This is a genomic window from Aequorivita viscosa (assembly GCF_900106795.1).
GTDB classification, from domain to species: Bacteria; Bacteroidota; Bacteroidia; order Flavobacteriales; family Flavobacteriaceae; genus Aequorivita; species Aequorivita viscosa.
Map to the genome: position 1 here is coordinate 1 of NZ_FNNS01000027.1, position 21,555 is coordinate 21,555.

22 protein-coding genes and 1 pseudogene are annotated in these 21,555 nt (G+C 36.6%); 3 read left to right on the plus strand and 20 right to left on the minus strand.

What is annotated here, in order from left to right; translation table 11 throughout:
* Positions 1-255: 255 nt before the first annotated feature.
* Positions 256-1,374, minus strand: coding sequence for a dTDP-4-amino-4,6-dideoxygalactose transaminase (rffA, locus tag BLW28_RS13390; RefSeq protein WP_073221240.1), 1,119 nt, complete (start codon positions 1,372-1,374; stop codon positions 256-258).
* Between the two features lie 149 nt (positions 1,375-1,523).
* On the opposite strand from rffA, the gene BLW28_RS13395 reads away from it, so the two are divergent.
* Positions 1,524-2,582: a sulfotransferase family protein gene (locus tag BLW28_RS13395; RefSeq protein ID WP_073221237.1), complete on the plus strand. Its 1,059-nt coding sequence runs from the start codon at positions 1,524-1,526 to the stop codon at positions 2,580-2,582.
* Positions 2,579-3,589 carry a sulfotransferase family protein gene (locus BLW28_RS13400; protein ID WP_073221234.1) on the plus strand — a complete coding sequence of 337 codons (1,011 nt, stop codon included), beginning with the start codon at positions 2,579-2,581 and terminating at the stop codon, positions 3,587-3,589. The genes BLW28_RS13395 and BLW28_RS13400 overlap by 4 nt, the downstream gene beginning before the upstream one ends.
* Here the strand turns inward: BLW28_RS13400 and BLW28_RS13405 are convergent.
* Genes BLW28_RS13405 through BLW28_RS13430 form a run of 6 tightly spaced genes read right to left on the minus strand, consistent with a single transcriptional unit; the run spans position 3,586 to position 8,225 of the window.
* Positions 3,586-4,230, minus strand: coding sequence for a hypothetical protein (locus BLW28_RS13405; protein ID WP_073221230.1), 645 nt, complete (start codon positions 4,228-4,230; stop codon positions 3,586-3,588). The genes BLW28_RS13400 and BLW28_RS13405 overlap by 4 nt on opposite strands.
* The gene (locus tag BLW28_RS13410) at positions 4,227-5,138 is read right to left on the minus strand and encodes a glycosyltransferase family 2 protein (protein WP_073221227.1); all 912 of its coding nucleotides are present in this window, start codon (positions 5,136-5,138) and stop codon (positions 4,227-4,229) included. The genes BLW28_RS13405 and BLW28_RS13410 overlap by 4 nt, the downstream gene beginning before the upstream one ends.
* A 1-nt stretch (position 5,139) precedes the next feature.
* The gene (locus BLW28_RS13415; RefSeq protein WP_083540829.1) at positions 5,140-5,886 is read right to left on the minus strand and encodes an SDR family NAD(P)-dependent oxidoreductase; all 747 of its coding nucleotides are present in this window, start codon (positions 5,884-5,886) and stop codon (positions 5,140-5,142) included.
* A complete protein-coding gene (locus BLW28_RS13420; RefSeq protein WP_073221223.1) occupies positions 5,883-6,938 on the minus strand; it encodes a ketoacyl-ACP synthase III in 1,056 nt (351 codons plus the stop codon). The genes BLW28_RS13415 and BLW28_RS13420 overlap by 4 nt, the downstream gene beginning before the upstream one ends.
* A complete protein-coding gene (locus tag BLW28_RS13425; RefSeq protein ID WP_073221219.1) occupies positions 6,938-7,177 on the minus strand; it encodes a hypothetical protein in 240 nt (79 codons plus the stop codon). Before BLW28_RS13425 ends, BLW28_RS13420 begins: the two co-directional genes overlap by 1 nt.
* 7 nt (positions 7,178-7,184) lie before the next feature.
* Positions 7,185-8,225, minus strand: coding sequence for a 3-oxoacyl-ACP synthase III family protein (locus BLW28_RS13430; protein WP_073221216.1), 1,041 nt, complete (start codon positions 8,223-8,225; stop codon positions 7,185-7,187).
* A gap of 148 nt (positions 8,226-8,373) precedes the next feature.
* Here BLW28_RS13430 and BLW28_RS13435 point away from each other — a divergent pair, with 148 nt between their 5' ends.
* Complete coding sequence (locus tag BLW28_RS13435) at positions 8,374-10,263, plus strand: tetratricopeptide repeat protein (protein ID WP_073221212.1); 1,890 nt, start codon at positions 8,374-8,376, stop codon at positions 10,261-10,263.
* A gap of 333 nt (positions 10,264-10,596) precedes the next feature.
* Here BLW28_RS13435 and BLW28_RS13440 read toward each other — a convergent pair whose 3' ends face one another.
* The 13 genes and pseudogenes from BLW28_RS13440 to porW all read right to left on the minus strand — a co-directional run bounded on the left by BLW28_RS13440 (position 10,597) and on the right by porW (position 21,444).
* Complete coding sequence (locus BLW28_RS13440; protein ID WP_073221207.1) at positions 10,597-11,295, minus strand: hypothetical protein; 699 nt, start codon at positions 11,293-11,295, stop codon at positions 10,597-10,599.
* A gap of 211 nt (positions 11,296-11,506) precedes the next feature.
* Complete coding sequence (locus tag BLW28_RS16080; RefSeq protein WP_262481122.1) at positions 11,507-11,635, minus strand: hypothetical protein; 129 nt, start codon at positions 11,633-11,635, stop codon at positions 11,507-11,509.
* A gap of 15 nt (positions 11,636-11,650) precedes the next feature.
* Positions 11,651-11,806, minus strand: a pseudogene (locus BLW28_RS16025) (TM2 domain-containing protein); the annotation flags it as partial.
* Positions 11,807-12,350: 544 nt separating this feature from the next.
* The gene (gene atpG, locus BLW28_RS13450) at positions 12,351-13,220 is read right to left on the minus strand and encodes an ATP synthase F1 subunit gamma (protein ID WP_073221201.1); all 870 of its coding nucleotides are present in this window, start codon (positions 13,218-13,220) and stop codon (positions 12,351-12,353) included.
* Positions 13,221-13,299: 79 nt separating this feature from the next.
* Entirely contained in the window at positions 13,300-14,880 is a 1,581-nt protein-coding gene (gene atpA, locus BLW28_RS13455) for a F0F1 ATP synthase subunit alpha (protein ID WP_073221198.1), read from the minus strand.
* 187 nt (positions 14,881-15,067) lie between these two features.
* Positions 15,068-15,607 carry an ATP synthase F1 subunit delta gene (atpH, locus tag BLW28_RS13460; RefSeq protein WP_073221195.1) on the minus strand — a complete coding sequence of 180 codons (540 nt, stop codon included), beginning with the start codon at positions 15,605-15,607 and terminating at the stop codon, positions 15,068-15,070.
* Positions 15,608-15,634: 27 nt separating this feature from the next.
* Positions 15,635-16,135: a F0F1 ATP synthase subunit B gene (locus tag BLW28_RS13465; RefSeq protein WP_073221192.1), complete on the minus strand. Its 501-nt coding sequence runs from the start codon at positions 16,133-16,135 to the stop codon at positions 15,635-15,637.
* Positions 16,136-16,239: 104 nt separating this feature from the next.
* Positions 16,240-16,431, minus strand: a complete 192-nt coding sequence (atpE, locus tag BLW28_RS13470; protein WP_073221247.1) for an ATP synthase F0 subunit C — start codon at positions 16,429-16,431, stop codon at positions 16,240-16,242.
* A 49-nt stretch (positions 16,432-16,480) separates the two neighbouring features.
* Positions 16,481-17,671 carry a F0F1 ATP synthase subunit A gene (atpB, locus tag BLW28_RS13475; protein WP_073221244.1) on the minus strand — a complete coding sequence of 397 codons (1,191 nt, stop codon included), beginning with the start codon at positions 17,669-17,671 and terminating at the stop codon, positions 16,481-16,483.
* A 93-nt stretch (positions 17,672-17,764) separates the two neighbouring features.
* The gene (locus tag BLW28_RS16170) at positions 17,765-18,160 is read right to left on the minus strand and encodes a DUF6168 family protein (protein ID WP_092842578.1); all 396 of its coding nucleotides are present in this window, start codon (positions 18,158-18,160) and stop codon (positions 17,765-17,767) included.
* On the minus strand, positions 18,161-18,373 hold the full coding sequence (locus BLW28_RS13485) for an AtpZ/AtpI family protein (RefSeq protein ID WP_073221186.1): 213 nt from the start codon (positions 18,371-18,373) through the stop codon (positions 18,161-18,163).
* Between the two features lie 15 nt (positions 18,374-18,388).
* A complete protein-coding gene (locus BLW28_RS13490; RefSeq protein ID WP_073221184.1) occupies positions 18,389-18,856 on the minus strand; it encodes a bactofilin family protein in 468 nt (155 codons plus the stop codon).
* Positions 18,857-18,903: 47 nt separating this feature from the next.
* Positions 18,904-21,444, minus strand: a complete 2,541-nt coding sequence (porW, locus tag BLW28_RS13495; protein ID WP_073221181.1) for a type IX secretion system periplasmic lipoprotein PorW/SprE — start codon at positions 21,442-21,444, stop codon at positions 18,904-18,906.
* Between the last annotated feature and the right edge of the window lie 111 nt (positions 21,445-21,555).

Here is a 21,555-nt window from a genome sequence, read left to right on the forward strand (position 1 = left end):
TGCACTGACAACTGTTCAATATATCAATAAGTTCATCTTCGGGAGAAACATCAACAACATTAAAATCAGCATTATTTAAAATGCACAACGGGTTAACAGTATTAAGCCGACATAAAATTTTAGTGCTTGCCGTGTTCCAGATCGCGAACCGTCTTCAAACACTAAAATTTGGTCGGCTATTTTTATTTCATTTTGCTCGCAATTATAAAAAGGCTTTTCGGAACGTAAACTGTCCTATTTTTTGGGAAGACCACACTACCAGTCTTTCACTGTTGTTTTTATTTGACTGATTATAAAATCTTGCGCTTCCTTTGTTATCCCGAAATAAAGCGGAATTCGCACCAAACCATTCGCCCATCTTTCAGCTTCTTTTAAATGTAAGGGGTTTTCAGTTTTTGCAAACGGACTTAAATGAAGAGGTAAATAATGAAAAGCAGCCATTATACCGTTTTTTTTCAGTGCTTGCAGCAGGATATTTCTCTTTTCTTGATTTATTGTTTTTAGACAGAATAGGTGAGCGTTGTGCTTTTCGTAATCCTTCACTTTTATGACCTCGATGCCTGATACTTCTTTTAAAGCGTTATAATAATAATTCCAGGATTTTACACGCTCTGCATTAATATGTAAAAGATTTTGAAGTTGCGCCCATAAAAAAGCCGCAGTTACTTCCGAAGGGTAGAAAGAAAGCCCTACATCGTACCATTCATATTTGTTTACTTCGCCATCTAGAAACATTTTTCTGTTGGTTCCCTTTTCCCAAATTATTTCTGCCCGTTCTACAAATTGTGCATCGTTAATAACTAAAAGGCCGCCGTGACCGGAAGTTATGTTTTTTGTGGAATGGAAAGAAAAGGCTCCAAAATGGCCAATACTTCCCAAAAATTTACCTTTATAAGTTGCACCTAAACTGTGCGCGGCATCTTCTACTACCCAGATTTTATGAGAATTGGCAATGCGCATAATTTCGTCCATTTCGCACGCAATTCCACCATAATGCATCACGACAATGGCTTTCGTTTTTTTAGTAATCAATTTTGGAAGTTGGGACGGGTCGATATTGGGATTGTCAGGATGGGAATCTGCATAAACAATCTTTGCGCCTTTTAAAACAAACGGATTGGCCGAAGTAATATACGTATAGGAAGGCACAATGACTTCATCGCCAGGAGAAATATTCAACAGGATAGAAACCATATCTAATGCTGCGGTACAGCTATCGGTAAGCTTGGCGTGAGTAAAACCAAATTCCCTGTTGAAAAATTGGTGACACAAATGGGTATATTTTCCATTGCCAGATAGCGCACCGCTATTGATGACTTCTTCAATATATTTTATTTCATTACCTGAAACAAAAGGTTGGTGCAATGGAATCATACTTACTAAGAAATGGGAAGGGTTATACTTTCAAAAGTAAACTAATTTGCAAAACTCACAATAGGAGTCTGGCGAGAAGATTCTTTGAAAAGACTATATTTGAAACTACATTTTGGGAATGACTTTCTCAACAAAGCACCAAGAACTGAATGAGTTTAACTGAAGTAAATATTGAGCCAACCAAAGCTCCTATAGCCTTTTTGGTGGCAAAAGATCGTTCAGGTACCACGTTGCTTCAGACTATGTTAGATTCTCATCCTAATATTTGTGCGCCACTTGAATCTCGATTTGTACTTCACTTAAAGAACAAATATCACAGTAAAACTATTTGGAACAAAAGCTTAAAAACCCAGTTTGTCAAAGATTTATTTAAAGAGCAGAAAATGGTTTTATTTTGGGAATTAGACCAAGATGCGCTAATAGAAAGACTTGAAAAACTACCCGAAAATACCACTTACGGCGAAATTTGTAAGCAAGTGTATGTTTCTTCAAATTCATTTCATAGCAAGGAAACTGCAGCGCTTATTGTAGATAAAAATCCAATATATGCTATTATGATTCCTCTGCTTCAGGAAGTATTTCCAAATGCAAAGTTTATTCATCTAATTCGGGATTTCCGCGGAAATGTAAGTTCTATTCTCAACCTTCAGAAAGGAGCGTCTGTTTATAAATTGGGAATGAATTGGATACTGACTAATTCAGAAATTGAAAAAACGAAGCAACTTTCACCTAACAACTTTATAACCCTTCGCTATGAAGATTTACTCGAAAATCCAAAAAGCGAATTGGAACGGATAACCAGTTTTTTCAGTCTTGAATTTCATCAGGATATGCTTACCTATAACGAACGTATTGCGAAAGCTATTTCTGCTTATGTAGCACGTTCTCCAAGCGAAAAGGTTCGTAGCGTGAGAGAAATTGGAATTGCTAAAGTTCATAAAAACCTTTCAAAACCGATTGATAATTCTTTTAAAGATAAATGGAAGGAAAAACTATCTAAAGCCAATATTGAAACTTTAGAAAAATATTGTAGCGGTTTCGCCAAAAGATATGGTTATGAGCAGACTACTTTAATTGTTCCAAAAAACGAGAAAATTCCGAAAGAATTACTTTTTGAACGTGATAAATTACGGTTGTATTACAAACTTCCAATATGGTTGCGCGAACTGAAAAGTAAACCCAGCATGCCATTTATTTCAACCCAATGAGCAAGAACTTTTATGTTATGGCCATTGGCCGCTCTGGAACCACTTTACTTGCCTATATCCTGGATGCGCACCCAAACATTGTCGTGCCGCCAGAGTCGTTTTTTGTGCTTCATTTAGAGCGGGAATACAAGCATATAACCGATTGGAACGATAAAACGATTCAAAACTTCATTGACGATGTGTATGTAGACCGTTCATTTCGGCTTATGTGGAAAGTTCCTCGAAAAACAGTGGAAGAATCTTTTTCGCAGCCACCAAAAGTGACGGGTTTTGACGAGGCTTGCAATCGAATACGTGCGAGTTACAACGCTTCTTTTAAAACGAAGTCGATAGAACTATACGGCGACAAGCATCCAATATATTCGCATTTCTTTAAACGAATGATGCGGATAAATCCTAACGCCAAATTAATTCACATGGTGCGGGATCCGCGAGGTACTGGGAGTGGGCAGATAATTACTTTTAATAGAAAAGATGCGCTCATGGTTGGCTATTTATGGTCTCGGTACAACAAAAACCTTTCAGGACTTAAAGCAGTCTATCCGAATAATTACTACTTGCTCAAGTATGAAGATTTGGTTTTGAAACCAGAAGAAACAATGAAATCCCTTTGTCATTTCTTAGAAATAGATTTCGATGCAAAGATGATGGCGTATCGGAAAAACACTGTAAAGCTATTTGAAGATTATACCAAAGCCATTACGAAGAAACACGAAAGCCTGATGAAACCCATTGACCCAAAAATAATGGAGAAGTGGAAAACAAAACTCACAAAGAAACAGATTGAGCAACTAGAATTCGCTACTTATGATGTGGCTTCAGAATTGGGATATGATTTTGAAAAGCCCAATGTAAACTTTTATACGAAGTTGAAATTCCCTTTTTCAAAATTGAAAGTCAAAATTATTTTGGGAATAATTACGCTCTTTTTCAACTTTCCATTTGCATTCAGAAAATTGGTTTTAAGTCTTAAAAGTAGGGTGTTGGACTATAATTATAAGAATTAAGGCTTAAACTTTATATACTCAGCCAAATGAGAAGGAAGGTTGTCATAGAGCCCAGCTGGTTTCTCTCTCGGAAGTTCAACATCATTCCAAGATAATTCGGAAGGGTCGTTATTTATTTTTTTCACCATTTCTCGAATGGTTTTAGCTGTTTCTAAATAAATTTCGGGAGTAAGCTCTAGTACATATTTTTCGTCATCAGAAAGTGCTTCAACAATTTGATAACCGAATTTTTGATTGTATTCCAATGCAATTTTATTATCTGCTCGAACTTCGGCCAAGCTTCGTTTTATTTTCACCAAAAAGAAAAGTAAATCTGTAGCGCATACCGAAGCAATTATAGGCAGGTGTGATTGCATAGCCGTTGGTTCCCAAATGAAAATACCTCCTCGCGAAATTCCAGTTTCGTAAGACTCAATATTGCCGTGAATAAGTCCGATTTTTTTTTCTTCGTGAAGAATTAAAAAGTAATAGTTGAAGTCGTTATTGATGGATTGAAACCATTTTTTTTGTTCTTCTTCAGTTATCAGCTTTTGATAGAACATTCGCTTTCTAATAAGTTCGCTATTGCGGTGATGGCGTACTAATTCTATATCAGCTTCGGTTAATCGCTGAAGCGTAATTCCGTATTTTCTGATGATCATAATTCCTCTTTAATGAAATATGCAGGTTGCTGATTGAGTCTTGAAAGGATGTTTTTCAAATAATATCCCAAAATTCCGAAGCACAATAGCATCAAACTTGCTGAAAAACTGATTGAAACTATTAAGGCTGTAAATCCAGGAACAGCCACATCAAAAACCAGCTTTTTAACGATGAAATAAACTCCGATTAATACAAAAATGAAAGAAAAAATGCCTCCAAAATACATCATCAATTTAAGTGGCCAATTGCTATAATTCAAGGTATTGTTGTTGGCAAGTGTCCAGAGTTTTTTAGGAGAATAGGCGGAGTTTCCATATTTTCTAGGTGCATGCGAAACCTTTACACACTCGATGAAGTTGGTATGCCAATGCAGTATTTCATCAATAAAATTGAAATGTTGTTTGTTATGCTTTAGTTTGTCAATCAAAGTTCCGTCCACAAGTCGGAATGATGAGCCATTCCCGAAAGATCCGTGAAGATGTTTTGCCGACTTTTTATAAGCATTACTACTTAATTTTCGGAAGAGTGGATGGTTTTCATTGCCGATGCCATATACCACATTTGCTCCTGTTTGTTTTTGCCTCTCAACTAACAACGGAATATCTTCAGGCGCTTGTTGTAGGTCGTCGTCCATGGTAATGACCCACTTGCCTTTTGCTTGGTGAAACCCGCAAATAGTGGCGTTGTGTTGTCCAAAGTTTTTTCCTAGCCGAAAAAGTCGGACTTTATCTGGGCTTTCGTTTTTTAAATCAACCAACACATTCCAGCTGTTGTCTTGGGAAAAATCATCGATAAAAATGATTTCGTATTCTTCTGAAATATTTTTAAAAACGGTACTAATACGCTGCTTCAATTCCGAAAGGGATTGTTCGCTGTTAAATACTGGGATGATGATAGAATATTCCATTTTACATACCTGCGCTAAGTCCGCCATCCATTACTATTTCAGTTCCTGTAATCCATTTTGAAGCTAGAGATAACAAAAATGCGATGGTATTGGCTACATCTTCCGGTTCGCCAAAACCTAACGGATATTGCTTTCCGTGCTTGTTCATTAATTCCTTGCTCACGGTTTTTTCAGCTTCGTCAAATAGCGGTGTTTTTACCATTGCAGCTAGAATTACATTGCTGCGTATTTTTTGTGGGGCGTGTTCTAAAGCTAAAGTTTTACTGAAGCTATTGATAGCTGCCTTGGTGCCTGAATAAAGCGCACCTCCTTTATTTGGAAAATTACAAGCAATTGATGACATAAAAACTATCGAGGCACCTTTGTTTACTTTTTTCGATTTTAAAAGTGAACTTGTCAATACTACGGGTGCTTCATAATTAATTTCATAGATTTCCTTGATTTGTTTTTTACTGATAAATTTTACGGGGTAGTGTTTTACAATTCCACTGCTATGAACGATTCCGTCGATGTTTGGAACTTGTTTTACAATTTCATTTATAGCTTCATCATCAGTTAAATCGGCTTGGATAATTTGATGTTCTCCTTTTGGTAGTTTTTTTAAAACATCAAGTAATCGTTCTTCGTTTCTAGCTGTTAGAATTACTGTGGCTCCTAGATTAGCGACAACTTCTGCGGTTTTTGCTCCAATTCCTGAAGAAGCGCCAGTAACTAATATTGTTTTATTTTCGAGGGAAAATGGATTCATAATTCTATGATTTCTGGGAGCACTACATTTTTCAGATTTAAAGATACCGAACCCCAAGATAAACCAACCCCAAAACCCGCGAGAAGTAGTTTTTTTTCTGAATTTTTCAAATCGTTAGATAATTCACTTACAATCGTCAAAGGGATGGAAGCTGAACTTGTGTTACCATATTTCGAAATAGAATAAGGCACTTTTTCTGGAGCGAACTTCATTTTTTTACGAATGGTTTCGTTCATTAATTTGTTGGCTTGGTGCATTACAAAATAATCGTAGGATTCAGTTGTGGTTCCTATTTTTTCAAGAAATTCCTTTAGTGAATTTGGGACTTCTTTAATCGAAAAATTAAATACGTCTAGTCCATTGAGCGCCAAATCCATTTTAGAACGGACAATGCCTGGTGTTATTTCTTCTTTTACAAATGATTCAGGAGAAGCTAGATTCCGAAGGCCGCCGTGGGGAATGATAATTGCATCTTTTCCAGAGCCATCACTGTTTAGGTCGAAACTTATTGATTTAGCGTTTTCTTCGTATTGTAAAGCCGTGACGGTTCCTGCATCACCAAATAGGGGATAGGTGCTTTTATCTTCATTTGAACACGTTGCTGTAGAAATGTCGCCAACCATTAATAGGCCTTTTTTAAGCCCTGTGGCCTTCATCATTCCGGAGATAACGGAAAGTCCGTAAACATAGCCTGAACAGCCTAAACCTATGTCAAAAGCCATGCAGGACTTGGATAAACCGAGTCTATCTTGTAAAATGATTGCGGTTGCGGGCAAATAGAAATCTGTGGATTGAGAAACGAAGATGAGAATTTCAATTTCTTCCTTTTTCCAATGGAGTTCTTTCAGAAGTTTCTCGGCTGCTTCAAAACATAAGTCTGAAGTTGTCATTCCGGGTAAAACCATTCTGCGTTGTTCAACTCCTGTGGTTTTAATGAGTAATTTTTTTTCACTTTCGGTCAATAGGTCGTAATCCCAGTTGGAAACCATATTGGATGGTACTGCTGCTGCGATACCTTTTACGGCTATATCTTGAATAGAAAAAAACGCCATTATTGCTTCATTCTTAATTTTACCATTTCGTAAAGTTCTTCTACTTTGCTGATGCTCATAAGGTCTTCACCTGAAATGGTTACTTCGTATTCAGTATCGATTAGGGCGATGATTATGAGCGAATACATGGAACTCCATTCGTCCAAATCGTTAAATTTTGTTTCTGGTTTTAAAGTTCCTGGAGCTAGTTCGTCAAATTCGGTTTCTAGGGTACTTATAAATTCTCCGATGTTATTCATTAAAAAGTTATTTGGTTAATATGGTTGCTCCCCAAGTAAAACCGATTCCAAAACCGGCTACTAAGATTTTATGTTCTTTTCTTATTTTTTCTTGATCGACCATTTCTTTTAAAGCAATTGGAATTGTTGCTGAAACGGTATTCCCGACTTCTTCAATTGAATTGATGAATTTCTCTTTCGGTATTTTCATGCGTTTCCGAAGAAATTCGAGCATCGATCCATTTGCTTGATGAAATACAAAATAATCGATATCTTCAATGTTCATTTGGTTTTTTTCCAAAACAGCTTTAACCAATTTTGGGACACGCCTGATTGCAAATAAAAATATTTTTGCGCTATCCATCCGCAATCGTCCCCACTTTAAACCCGACGGAATATCTTCATATTGCTTAAGATATGGAATATCTGCCGGGTTTTTGGTTGCAGATCGTTCAACGAATAAATGGCTTTCGCCACTGCCGTCGGTTCCAAAAACAAAATCGCTTATTGAAGTGTTTATTCCGTCTTTTTTTTGTTCGGAAGATATTAAACAGGCTGCTGCGGCATCACTGAATATACTGCTCAGTTCAATATCTTCTGGGTGGATTACCCTTGTGGTAACATCGGAAGTGATAAGTAAAACGTTTTTTGCCAATCCCGCCATAATTACAGCTTTCGCAATGCTCAATCCATAGACCCAACCGGTGCATCCTTGAAGAATATCCAAAGTGCCAATATCTTGTTCGAGCCCTAAGTCTTGTTGCATAATAGCCGCTGTAGAAGGCCCTTTGTATTCGAAGGCTTCACTTACGAAAATCAAATAGTCTACCGTAGCTCTATCAATGTTCCATTCGTCTAAAAGTTTGTTGGCGGCTCTATTTCCCAAATCCTTTGCGGAGTCTTCAAGATTGGCGATATATCGCTTCTTTATTCCGCATTTTTGAAAAATAGATTCGGGTGTAATTTCAAGGGAAGCATCGCCGCCGTATTCCAAATACTTTTCTATTATAAATTCATTGTTAACTGAATTATTTGGAAAATAATATGATATGGCGTTGAGGTATATCAATTTTTATCAGGTTTGGGATGCTTCTAATTATGAATCCAAATATAAGTAACCATACAATTTTATGAATGTTTTTGAGTGGCTAAAATTTACATTGTAAAGGCTGTTTTCAATTTCTGCGTATATTTACCGTTATCAACCACCTTCAAATATGTCAAAGAATCATTCTAAGCTAATTGGCTACTTAATTGTAGGACTTTGCTTTCTTATTTATGGAAATTCATTATTGAATAATTATGGTTTTGACGATGAGTACGTTATTGTAAATAACGAAAAGGTGGCGAAAGGGATTTCGGGAATATCAGCACTTTTTAAGTCAAAAAATATTGAATCTGTCGATCAGGGTTATGGGTATCGGCCTGTAACGTTGACTTCTTTTGCAGTTGAGCATCAGATATTTGGAGCCATACCGTTTGTTAGTCATCTTATCAATCTACTTCTTTATATTCTTACCTGCTTATTAATTTTTAAGATTTTAAATTCACTTTTTAAAAACAATCATTGGTTGCTGCCATTGGTAATTACCGTTCTTTTTATAGTACATCCCATTCATACAGAAGTGGTGAGTAGCGTTAAATCCAGGGATGAGCTGTTGTGCTTCCTGTTTGCTTTGTTGGCTATGGCAAGTGCCATTAAATACGCTCGCAAGCAACATTGGGGTTGGCTTGCGGGAGTTTTTGTTTTTATGGTATTGTCGTTTTTGTCTAAATTATCTTCGCTTACTTTCTTGGCGATAATTCCGTTGACCATTTACTTTTTCGAAAATGTAAACTGGAAGGTGCATTTGAAGATTGTTGTCGCTTCGTTGTTGCCACTTATTATTTTTAGGCTTATAAATACTCAACTTATTGAGAGTTCCGGAAGCAGAAGTCTGCTGTTTATTGAAAACCCTCTGTTTGTGAATGGAGCAAGCTTTATTGAAAGGATTCCGATGGCATTTTATTCGGTGTTTTATTATATCAAATTGCTTTTTGTGCCGCATCCGTTGTTAAGTTATTACGGGTACGACCACGTGAGCATCGTTGGGTGGGAGCATTTATATGTGTGGCTTGGAATGCTAGTTGTGATTCCGCTTGCAATTCTTACAATTTGGAAACTAAAAACCAAATCGGTTTTGGTGTATGGGTTGGCGTTCTTTTTTATAACCATTTCTATGTATGCAAACCTTGTAAAGCCAGCTGTGGGTATTATTGCAGAACGGTTTGCGTACATCCCTTCTTTGGGATTTTGTATTGTGGTGGGTTGGTTATTGCTGAAATTGAGCAAAATTGACATCACTTTAAAAGAAGAAGTGCGTATTCCTAAGTTGAATTATGTTTTTTGGGGAATTACAGGGCTTATTGTTTTGGCTGGTTCGGCGAAGACCTTTTCTAGGAATTTAGATTGGTACGATTTGCAAACCTTAGTAACACGAGACATTGAAGTTGCTCCAAAATCTGTTAAGTTGAATATGCTTTTGGCAAACGATTTATTTGGTAAAGTATCGGCGAAAGAGCTGAAGCAAACTGAAAAGGATTCGTTGATTGAAAGAAGCATTTTTTACTACAAACAAGCGCTCGAAACCTACCCAATTCATACGGCTGCGCATAATAACCTTGGGATTCTTTATAGTTTGGAAGGGGATTTGAAAGAGTCGCACCAACACCTGATAGAAGCGAGTAGGGGTGATGCGCCAGATTTTAAAACTTTTTATAATCTTGGCTTGTCTTACCGTGCAAATGGCGATCCGGATAAGGCTATTGAGACGCTAAAGAAGTCTATTGCGTTGAACCCGAAGAGTGTGGAAGCCTATCAGAACTTGATGTACATTCAGTTTGAGAATGAGCATTATGAAGATGCCATGGAAACCAATATTACGATGTTTCGGATATTTCCGAAGAATAGACCTGGGGTTTTTGAAATAGGGCAGAAGATGGTTGCCAAAACCCACGGCCCAAATTCAACGTATTATTTAGATTTACTGCTTTCTAAGAAGCTGATTACTCCTAAAATGTATGAAACCTTCAAAAAGCAGTCGAATCCTTCTTTGATGGGGGGTTAATTGTGGGGTTTTGTTGTTTGGGGTTTGTTGTTTATTTCTTTTTGTTGATGAAGTTTTGGATTTACTTGTGAGGACAAGGCTGGGATTGCTTGTGCCAGCTAAAGAGTTAGTGATGTGATTGTAAGAATGAAAAAGCACACTTTATGAGGTTGTCCCTAAGAAAAATTGTATACACCCAAAAGCGGTCAATGCCCGTGAGAAACTAGGGCATTATTTTAAATCAGTTCCTAACGATCTATGAAAAAAGGGTCAGACTTTAAAAAGTCTAACCCCTGTTATTTTAAAACTTACACACTTAGCGGGATAGTGTCTTATCCTTACCAAAAATACTCTTTAATTAAATTGTGGATCTCCTGTAGTTAAAACGTTGTAAATCTGTATTCCTTCGAGAGCTTTTAAGGTGATTCCTTCTTTGGAAATTCCTGAAGTCAAAGTTCGGTACATTGAATTTGCCAAGTTATTTACCTTTTGATTTCCCATGAATCTAATGATGTCTTTTGTTTCATTTACTATTTTCTGTGAATCATAGTCTTCCGCAATTTTATAATCATTCCAGTCTTTTTGATTTATTTCATAAGTTATGTCATCGAATTCTACAAGAAAGACTCCTCGTTCTTTAAGCTCTTCAAGATAGGCTATTCTTTCAGCCTCTTCTTCCATTCTAATCATTTCTGCAACCTCTCTTTTTAATCTCAACTCCTCTTCATACGCAATTTTAGCTTCTTCAATTGAATCTAGCCTTTTCTTTTCTATTAGCCTTTTTCTTTCCTGCTCTATTTCTTGTTTTACTTTTTCTTCACTGGCATATTGTTCTGAAACCTCACTGTCAAACGAATTTAACTTCAGTTTTAATTCTGATATTTGTTCCACTCCAGTTCCTTGGTTTATCGTTCCATCTAAAATCTTATCTTGAATTTTTGCTATTTCATCATTAATATCTCTGTATTCTTTTACTTTATCATCGAAAGATGTACAAGAGCTAAAGGAGGTTACAACAAGCGTTATTACTATTAGAACTTTAATAATTCTCATAATTTTAATTTTTCTGGTTAACGTAAATACTTTTTTGCTTCGACATTAATATTTGATATTTCTTCATTGAAATATCCTTATCCTCGAAACTATTTTTCAATATAGATAAACAAGACCACCTCCCTCTAAACTTATGGAAGGCGAGAGAGGGGCCATTAGTTTTGACATTGTTGTGAATACAGTTTGTTTAAGATATACTCTAATCTTATTACTATGAGTTTCCTCTAGCCGCAGCAATCATTGCCATTTGTCTAGCTTGATCGTCATTACGCTCTCTTTTATCAATTTCGTCTATTTGACGATATATATTGGCGTTGTGGGCTTCGACTTTACTGGACATAGTAAAAAGGTCTATTAAGCCCCAGACACCTAGTCCTCCGAGGGTGAACCAGAATAGGAATTGTAGCCCCCATTTGCCGAGATAGGCGTAGTGGGTTCCAAATAGAAAGAAGAACAGTATATAGGCTGTACTTGTTGACTTGATCTGAGATTGAAGATGATGTTTGGTCATAATTTTATTTTTTAAGGTTAATGAGTTGATAAACTCGGTTTTAAATTGTTTGGTTATATTTTGGTTAAAAGTCTTTAATTCTATCCAGTCTTTTTTGAGGTTTCCCGTAATCAGGCAATTTTTCCATCAATATGTTTTTCAAAAACAAAACCACCTCCCCCTAAAACTTATGGAAACACGAGGGAGGGGCTTTTAATTTTGGAAGTTCGCTCTTGCTATAGTTTTTAATTAAAGCTTATTAGCGACTTGCTTACTTCCTTATGGGATCAAATGTAGGTTGATGTTTTGGTATATTTTTACGGGTTTCCGTAGAATGCGATATTTTTTAAAAAATCTAGGTAATTTTTCACTTTTGCGCGGTTTCTGAAGAAGGAGAGTTTGAACGCTTTACAGAGCTCAAATACCAATAATGTTCAATTAATTGAAGAAGTAAGAATTGGAGTAAAAGAAAGCCCTTCCAAAGTTTAAAACTCTGGAAGGGTTCAATAATTTTATAAAAACTAAGGTAGCTAGGTGTTTCTACATTTGGCGAAACTTACCGAAGCTATCCTGCCAATGCTTCTGCACCACCAACAATCTCTAGGATTTCGTTGGTAATTGCTGCTTGACGTGCTTTGTTGTATTGTAATTTTAAGGCATCTCGAAGTTCGGTGGCGTTGTCTGTTGCTTTGTGCATTGCAGTCATACGTGCGCCGTGCTCACTTGCTACACTATCACGAAGAGCTTTGAACAATTGTGTTTTTAGGCTCTTAGGAATTAATGCTTCTACAATTTCTTCTTTTGATGGTTCAAAAAGATAGAAGGTATCTGATGTGTCTGCTTCTTCTATGTTTTGTGCAGGCATAATTGGTAAAAACTGCTCAGTCATTACAATTTGAGTCGCTGCATTTTTAAAGCTATTGTAAACTAATACAATTTTATCGTAGGTTCCTTCTGAATAGAGTTGCATTAACTTTTCAGCAATTTCGGAAGTGGTTTCAAAGGAAAGGTTGTCGAAAATATCGTTGTTATTTTCTAAAATGGTGTTTCCTTTCTTTAGGATGTCATTTCCTTTCTTTCCTAAGGTCATAAAGTCAACCTGCTTTCCAGCGTAGGTGTTACCGACCAAATTACGAGCTTCTTTAACGATATTACTGTTAAAAGCTCCGGCCAATCCACGGTTGCTAGTTATTGCAACAACCAAAACCTTGTTTACTTCTCGTTGTTCTGAATATTTCCCTCCTGCATTCTCCTCAAGAGTGGCACTCAGATTCTGTAGTAATTCAGTAAGTTTTTCAGAATAGGGACGCATCGCCGTAATTGCATCTTGTGCTTTCTTCAACTTTGCAGCAGATACCATTTTCATGGCGCTTGTTATCTGCATCGTAGAGCTTACGGATGATATTCTGTTACGTATTTCCTTAAGATTTGCCATTTTTATTTATTGTAACTCTGTGTTCTCTGTGTCTCTGTGGTGCAAAAAAACCACGAAGACACAGGGGTCACGGAGATTTTTACTTCTTATATTTCGCTGAAAGATCCTTAGCAACAGATGTCATTACATCAATTGCGTCATCAGTAAGCTTACCTGCTTTTAGAGCATCCAAAGTGTCTCTGTGCTTTAGGTTAAGCATTTCTAGATAATCTCTTTCAAATTCCTTTATCTTGTTTACAGGCACATTACGCATTAAGTTTTTAGAACCTGCATAAATAATTGCAATTTGGTCTTCAACTGTATACGGATCGTTTTGCGCTTGTTTTAGAATTTCAACGTTACGTTTTCCTTTTTCAATTACGTTTAAGGTTGCGGCATCTAGGTCTGAACCAAATTTTGCGAAAGCTTCTAGTTCACGGAAGGCTGCTTGATCTAGTTTTAATGTACCTGCTACTTTTTTCATCGATTTAATCTGCGCGTTACCACCTACACGAGATACCGAAATACCTACGTTAATAGCCGGACGAACACCAGAGTTAAACAAATCTCCATCCAAGAAAATCTGTCCGTCGGTAATCGAAATAACGTTAGTTGGAATATAAGCAGAAACGTCACCTGCTTGTGTTTCAATAATTGGAAGTGCTGTTAATGATCCACCCCCTTTCACGATTCCTTTCAATGATTCTGGAAGGTCGTTCATTTCTTTTGCAATACCATCATCTGCAATAACCTTAGCAGCACGTTCTAATAATCTTGAGTGCAAGAAGAAAACGTCTCCAGGGTATGCCTCACGTCCCGGTGGACGACGAAGCAAAAGAGAAACCTCACGGTATGCTACTGCTTGTTTTGAAAGGTCATCATAAATAATTAATGCTGGACGACCAGTATCGCGGAAATATTCGCCAATCGCAGCTCCTGCGAAGGGTGCATACACCTGCATAGGCGCAGGGTCTGAAGCGTTAGCAGCTACAATAGTTGTGTATGCCATTGCGCCTTTTTCTTCCAATACTTGTGCAATGTTCGCAACTGTAGAGGCTTTTTGACCTATGGCAACATATATACAATATACAGGCTCCCCTGCATCATAAAATTCTTTTTGGTTCAAAATGGTATCGATACAAACAGTGGATTTACCCGTTTGGCGGTCTCCAATAACAAGTTCACGCTGACCACGGCCAACAGGAATCATTGCATCGATAGATTTTATACCAGTTTGAAGTGGTTCAGTTACCGGCTGACGGTAAATAACTCCAGGTGCTTTACGCTCTAAAGGCATTTCGTAAGTTTCGCCAGTGATTGGTCCTTTACCATCAATCGGCGAACCCAGTGTATTAACCACACGGCCAACAATACCTTCACCTACATTAAGAGATGCAATACGTTGTGTACGTTTTACTGTTGAACCTTCTCTAATATCTTGAGATGGACCTAAAAGTACAATACCAACGTTGTCTTCTTCTAGGTTCAATACAATACCTTCGAGGCCACTTTCAAAAGCTACTAATTCGCCATATTGGGCGTTAGAAAGTCCGTATGCCCGAACAATACCGTCACCCACGGTCAATACAGTTCCTACTTCGTCTAGGGAAGCGGTTGCTTCAAAACCTGTGAGTTGTTGCTTCAAAATTGCTGATACTTCAGCTGGTTTTACTTCTGCCATTTCTTTAGATGTTAGATGTTAGATTTATGATGTTAGACTAAATCTAATTTCATTTTGATATTTAATTTCGCACTCTACCTTGCGCGGTTACTTTTAACGGGGATGCCACAAGGCATCTATTGTTGATGTGATACACGATGCATCGTGTATGTGTTGTTGTGGATACACGATGCGTCGTGTATCTACGTTATATTGATTTACTGAATTCCTTTTTTAATTTTCGGAATTGGTTTGCAATACTTGCGTCGTATTGAACATCACCAACTCGAAGAATAAAACCTCCAATAATATTTGGGTCTATGTCACTTTTTAAATGGACTTTTTCGCTTCCAGTCAATTCTTTAATTTTTGATATTACATTCGCTTCTAAATCTGACGATAACGGAACAGCTGTAGTTACGTTTGCCACTTTAACACCTTGCATATCATTATAAAGGTCGATGTAACTTTTTGCTACTTTACTTAATAATGAAGTTCGTTTGTTTTCGACTAAAAGATTGATTAGTGAATGTGTGGTTTCAGATTGTCCACTAAAAATTGATAACAAGGCTTGCTTTTTTTCAGCGGCCTTGATTACGGGACTCTGAAGAACTGTTTGCAATTCTCTACTACCTTGAATGGTATCGTAAACGGATTGCATGTCTCCAAATAAAACAGCACCTGTGTTGTTTTTGTTTGTGCTTTGCAAAATCGCTTTCGCATATCTAATTGCTGCCCTGTTGCTCATGAATTGTTAATTTAATTTTGCCTTACCTTAATTAAGTTTGGCTTTCCCCAACATTTGATCTACAAGCTGTAATTGCTTTTCCTTATCGGATAGTTCGTGATTTAAAACTTTTTCTGCAATTTCTAATGATAGGGTTGCTACTGTTGCTTTCATTTCGGCTATTGCAGCTTTCTTTTCGCCTTCAATGGCAGCCTGTGCTTGAGTAATCATTTTATCGGCTTCATCCTTAGCTTCTTCTTTAGCTTCAGAAATCATTTTTGCTTTTATGTCGCGCGCTTCTTTTAGCATTGTTTCACGCTCTGATCGTGCTTCTTGCAGTAACTTTTCGTTATCTGCTTGAAGGTTTTGCATTTCAAGCTTTGCTTTTTCAGCGGCGTCTAATGCTCCTTGAATTCCTTCTTCTCTTTCACTTAAAGAGTTTAAAATGGGTTTCCAAGCAAACTTTACCATTAGTAAAATAAGCACTATTAGTAAAACCGTTTGCATTACAAACAGCCCGGGCGAAAAATCGTTTAATAATGTTTCCATAATATTTTTACCCTAAGGTAAAGATTTTTGTTATTAATTTTTTCTTTAAAAATCCATCTCCTGCAACCAACCGTTACAGGAGGATGAATTTTGGTTTTTTTGGACTACTTTCCTAAGAAAAGTGCACCGAATGCTAAACCTTCTAAAAGTGCAGCAATAATAATCATTGCAGTTTGGATTTTGTTGGCAGCTTCTGGCTGACGAGCAATAGCTTCCATTGCGCTTCCACCAATTTTACCTAAACCGTAACCAGCACCAATTACGATAATACCAGCACCTACTAAATTTGGAATCATTGTTTCCATAAAAAAATGTATATAAATTAATTAAACAAAAAATACGCTACTAAATAAAATTCTCTCTTATATCCTCGGCATCTGCAACTTCGTTTCCGTGTGCATCGTGCTCATGTTCGTGGTCGTGTTCTGCTACAGCCATACCAATAAACAATGCCGATAGCATGGTAAAGATATATGCCTGCAAAAACGCAACTAAAAGTTCTATTACAAAAATAAAGAGTGATAAACCAAATGATAAAGCTGTTGAACCAATAGGGCCTAAATCTGCTTTTAGGTTTATCATAATTGCAATAAGGCTCATTAATATAATGTGTCCTGCCGAAATGTTTGCAAATAAACGAACTAAAAGTGAGAAGGGCTTAATAATCAAGGTTCCTACCAATTCTATTATAGCCAATATTGGACGAATTAAAATGGGTACTCCTGGCATCCAGAATATATGACCCCAAAAATCTTTATTACCACTTACTACATAAATAATTAAAGTGAAAACTGCTAAGGCAGCAGTTACTGCTATCTGTCCTGTTACGTTAAATCCAAACGGAGTTAAGCCCATTAGGTTTAATATCCAGATAAAGAAGAATACCGTTAAAAGATATCCTGTAAATTTTTTGTATTTTTTCTCGCCAATGTTAGGTCTTGCAATTTCGTCTCTTACGTAAATTACCAATGGTTCTAAAACGCGACCAAATCCTTTTGGAATATTTCTCTTTTTATATTGTCTAGCCAATGAAGAGAAAAACCAAAGCATTAACAAACCTGCAATTAAAATCCCGAAAACACTCTTTGTAATAGATAAGTCTAAAGGTTTTGAGGCGTTTACAGGATGATGCTCTGCATCTAAAGCTAACTCTGTTGCTCCTGCTTCTAATTCGTAAATTTTACCGTGGTAGTTTACAAATCGGTTGCCGTTTTTTTCTACAATTACTTTTCCGTCAGAGTCGTGATGAAATTCAGACGACATAAAAGTTGTAATTCCGTTGTTGCCGTAAAGAATTACCGGAAGTGGAAAACCAACGTGTACGCGCTCACCAGCATCATTAGTATACGACACCAAATGAAAATCATGCGAATCTTTAAGGTGGTGAAGAATATATTCTTCAATTTCAACTTTGGTACTTATTCTTTCGTCTCCTTGTTGCTCTTGTACAGTGCTCTCATTAGCAAAAACATTGATAGTCAGTAAACAAGTTAATAGTACCCCGAAAAACTTAATAGAATAATTTGATATTTTCATTGCTTCTTTTGAAAAAAATAATGCCTGCCTAATTCGGGCGCAAAAGTAGTGAAATAATAAATAAAATCCTCTAAACAAATGCATATTTATATTTTAGTTGTTTCTGTTAAGGATTTTTACGATAATCATAACTTCTAAAAATAGAAATAGAAAGACTGGGATTAATAATGAAACACTATCTGTTTTTGAAAGAACCAATGACGAAAAAAGTATGTCGCTAAAAAACAGTGAAAACAAAGCTATCTTAGCAAACATAGCCGCCAAATAAAAAAAGCCTAATTGATCTTTTAGGCTTGGTATTGTTTGGTAAATCACTTCAAATGTTGTGCAGATTACCAAAGTTGCTATAGATTGAAATAGATATATTTTCCAAAGAGTGAAAGGGTGCTGTACATCGAAGGTCCCTAAGATAAAACTATGAACGGCGAAACTTATAACGAAAAGTAAAGTACAATATAGTGAGTATTGTAGAATTTTTTTTTGAAGCATTTACTTATTTATTTTATTTACTCCTTTGATTACACTATATATAGATATAAAAATTGCTAAAATAGTGATTGTAGGTTCAAGAAAAGACTTGTTGAAAGTAGTGTCTAACCATTTTCCAAGTAAGTTTCCGAGAAAAATAGTAAGTCCCATTTGGATACCAATACCAGAAAGGGCAATCCATCTATTACCGCCATCCTTTTTATTTTTATCCATAATTAACGTGTAAGATTAATCTGACTTTACCTTTTCGGAAGCAGTGTTTTGCACTTGTTGCTGGCGATTAGCAGATTGATTTTTTGAAGTAGATGCAGTTTGTGAATTAGAACTTTTTGGCGTTCCGTCTTGCATTATACAGGAAGCATTTAAAGTAGCTCCAGGTTCAACGGCTAATTTACCTACAATTACATCTCCATCAACTATAGCTGTTGACCGAAGCGTGAGTGTGCCAGACACCTGAAGGTTGCCTTCAAATTTGCCTTCTATGTCAGCGCTTTCACAACTAAGTTTGCCTATTATAACCCCCAATTTACCTAAAACAACTTTCGATGGTGTTTTAACATTACCTTCCACAGATCCATCGATTCTAAAAAATCCAGTAGATGAGATATCACCTTTTAGCTTAGTTCCTTCGTTGATTCTATTTTGAGCTGCACTTGGTTCTAGACCTTTTTTCTTTTCTTTTTTATCTGAAAACATAACGTTATTGGTTTAAAGCTTGTTAAGCCAATTTTACTTTAAAAATGTTAGGGGGTTTCTTCTTTGTTTAAATACGCATCCAAGTTTTTATGAATCTGGATAAGCTTATAATTTGGTGAAGAAATCTCGAAGAATGGTTTCTTAATTTTAAAGCCTTTCCGTTCTCTTAAAACTTCTCCGAAACCTTGAGTTCCTAACTTAGAATTTAATCCGTGAACTATTACCAATTGGGTTTCTGGTGTGTAATAGTCCAAAGAAGTAGACATATTTGTATAATTAAGTTCTTTAATGGCTTTGTCGAGCAAGTCTTTTAGTTTTTTGGCCTCATCATTTTCTGCGCTATTGAACTTATAAACTAGTTTCCAGCTATTGCTATCGTCCCCTTTGGTGAAATCTGTATTTTCAAGCGTAGGTAAAACAGTTGTATAAATATCCTGCGCCTGCTTGCCTTCATCGCTATTTGGGTAATTAAGGGCAACAAAGTTCAGTGCCTTTTTATAGGCTTCAAAACCTTGTTGGCGTGCTATTGCAGTTGCTTTGAGTAATTCAAATTTTGGAACAATTGGATTGCCATTATAAATGGTAATGTATTCGTCGCTTTGTTCTATAACATAAGCGTATTTGGAAGCTTCAAAATCCTTGTAAAGTTGCTTGTATTTAAACTCAGGGCTGGATTCGTCGGTTGGTAGTTGCGAATTCGGATTTCGAAGTATTTCGGCATAGCGCGTATCGGCATAATTCGTTAAAATATTGTTCTTATACCTTTCTGCATCTGCTGGACGCTCCAAGATTTCATAAATCTTGAATAAGTTATAAGCTGCAGGGACTACTAATCTATCTTCAGGATTGTAAGTAAGTAATTTTTCGAGCCTATTCGCAGCCAATTCGTATTCCTTAAATTTTTCTTTGTAAATTAATCCCAATTGGTAATAAGCTAAATCCCTGTCTTTGGTCAGGCTGTCAATTACCTTTTCATCAGTCGGAATTCTTGCAATATAAGTTTCAGGGTTAAATAGTTCATTTTCTGCTATTGGGGTTTCTTCTTTTACTTCTTCTTCGATAGATTCTAAAGAAGATCTTTTGCTAGACAATCTCCAATTATCTTCAAGTATGCGGTCACCCCAAATTTTTCTAAACTCGCCTTTTCCGTATGCAACTGTTGTTGGATTATAGAAATAAAAAGTACTTCCTTTACCTGGTCCTGCAGAAGCTTTTCCTTTTTCAAAAAATTCATTATTTGCTATTTTTCGCTTATCCTTTGCAGCTTCTATAGAGTCTCTTACGGCTCGTTCACGTAATTTGGAAGTGTATTCGGTGAAATATGATAGTTGTTGGGCATCAGTCATAGCAACTAAATTGAGGATACTATCATTCAAAACAGCGATATCTTCATATTTAATTACATCATCAAGGTTTTCGCGTTTTTTTGTTGTTCGACGCCATTCCCTGCTGTTTTTTTCAAGAAAAACCAAAGTGCTATCATAATAAGCACCTGCATTTTTATACTGCGCATTGTCAAAATTAATTTCTGCCAGTGTTTTATAGTTTACAGATTGTAAAATACGATCCTGTTTAAAGGCTTTTATGGATTTGTTGTAATATTCAACTGCTGCGGTTAGGCTATCAGTATTTTGATAATATTGCCCAATTTGGTTGTAGATTCTGTCTAAAAAAGGGCGGTTTTCCCTATCTTTTGCAAGGTCTTGGAGCAACTCTATAAATGCGGTCCGGTTTCCTTTTTCGTAATCAAAATTCCTTCCCTTTTCTATGTGTGCATTGATAAGGTACGAACGCGATGTTTTACGGTTCATTTCTATAACCTTGTCGAATGCCAAGTTTGCACTATCTTTTTTGTCTAAACGATTGTAGAGTTGACCTTGAATAAAAGTATACCGTCCTTTTAGTTCTTTGTCTTTCGTGTTTTTTACGGCAAGTTTTATGTAGTCCAAAGCTTGTGGCAATGAATCTAGATTTATGTACGCTTGAACCATCATTGCAGCGCCATCGGCAACTTCTTCTTCCTCTAACTCTGCTTGCGCGAACATTTTTTTGAGGTTTTCAATAGCGAATTCCTCATTGTTTAAACGAATATTGGTTTTTGCCTTCCAAACCTTCGCTATATTAATGCTATTGCTAGTAGGGTAACGATCTAAGATAAAATTGAAAGCATCCATAGCCGGAATAAAACGCCCATCGTAGTAACGCGCTTTTCCTAATAACATATACGCTTCGTCAATTTGGGGATTGTACTCGCGTCCGTCGATATACATTGAATGTTTTTGGATGGCTTTTGCAGCTTTTTCCTCTGCACGGTTAAAATCGCCACTTTTAGAAGCTCGTGGTGCTTTACCTTCCATTTCCTGAATATCAATTCGTTCCACAGGAAGTATTTCCCAGAAATTATCGCGATACCCTTGTGCCAATTGTCGCTTACCATTATCAAACGCCACATTGCCATTATACAAAGTGTTGAATTCTGTTGCAACTGCTTGAAGGTTACGGTTTTTCCAGTTATTCTTTTTGCGTGAACAGGCTGCTAACAAAACAACAGCTAAAAGAAAAAGGGTGATTTTATATATGCTCTTCATTTATTTATTTTATTCCAGTATCTCTTGAAATGTTTAGGAGTTTGCGAACTTTTAATTTCGTGCCAATCGTAACTTGAGTTTCTAAATCATGAGTTTGGCTGGAGCTCCTTT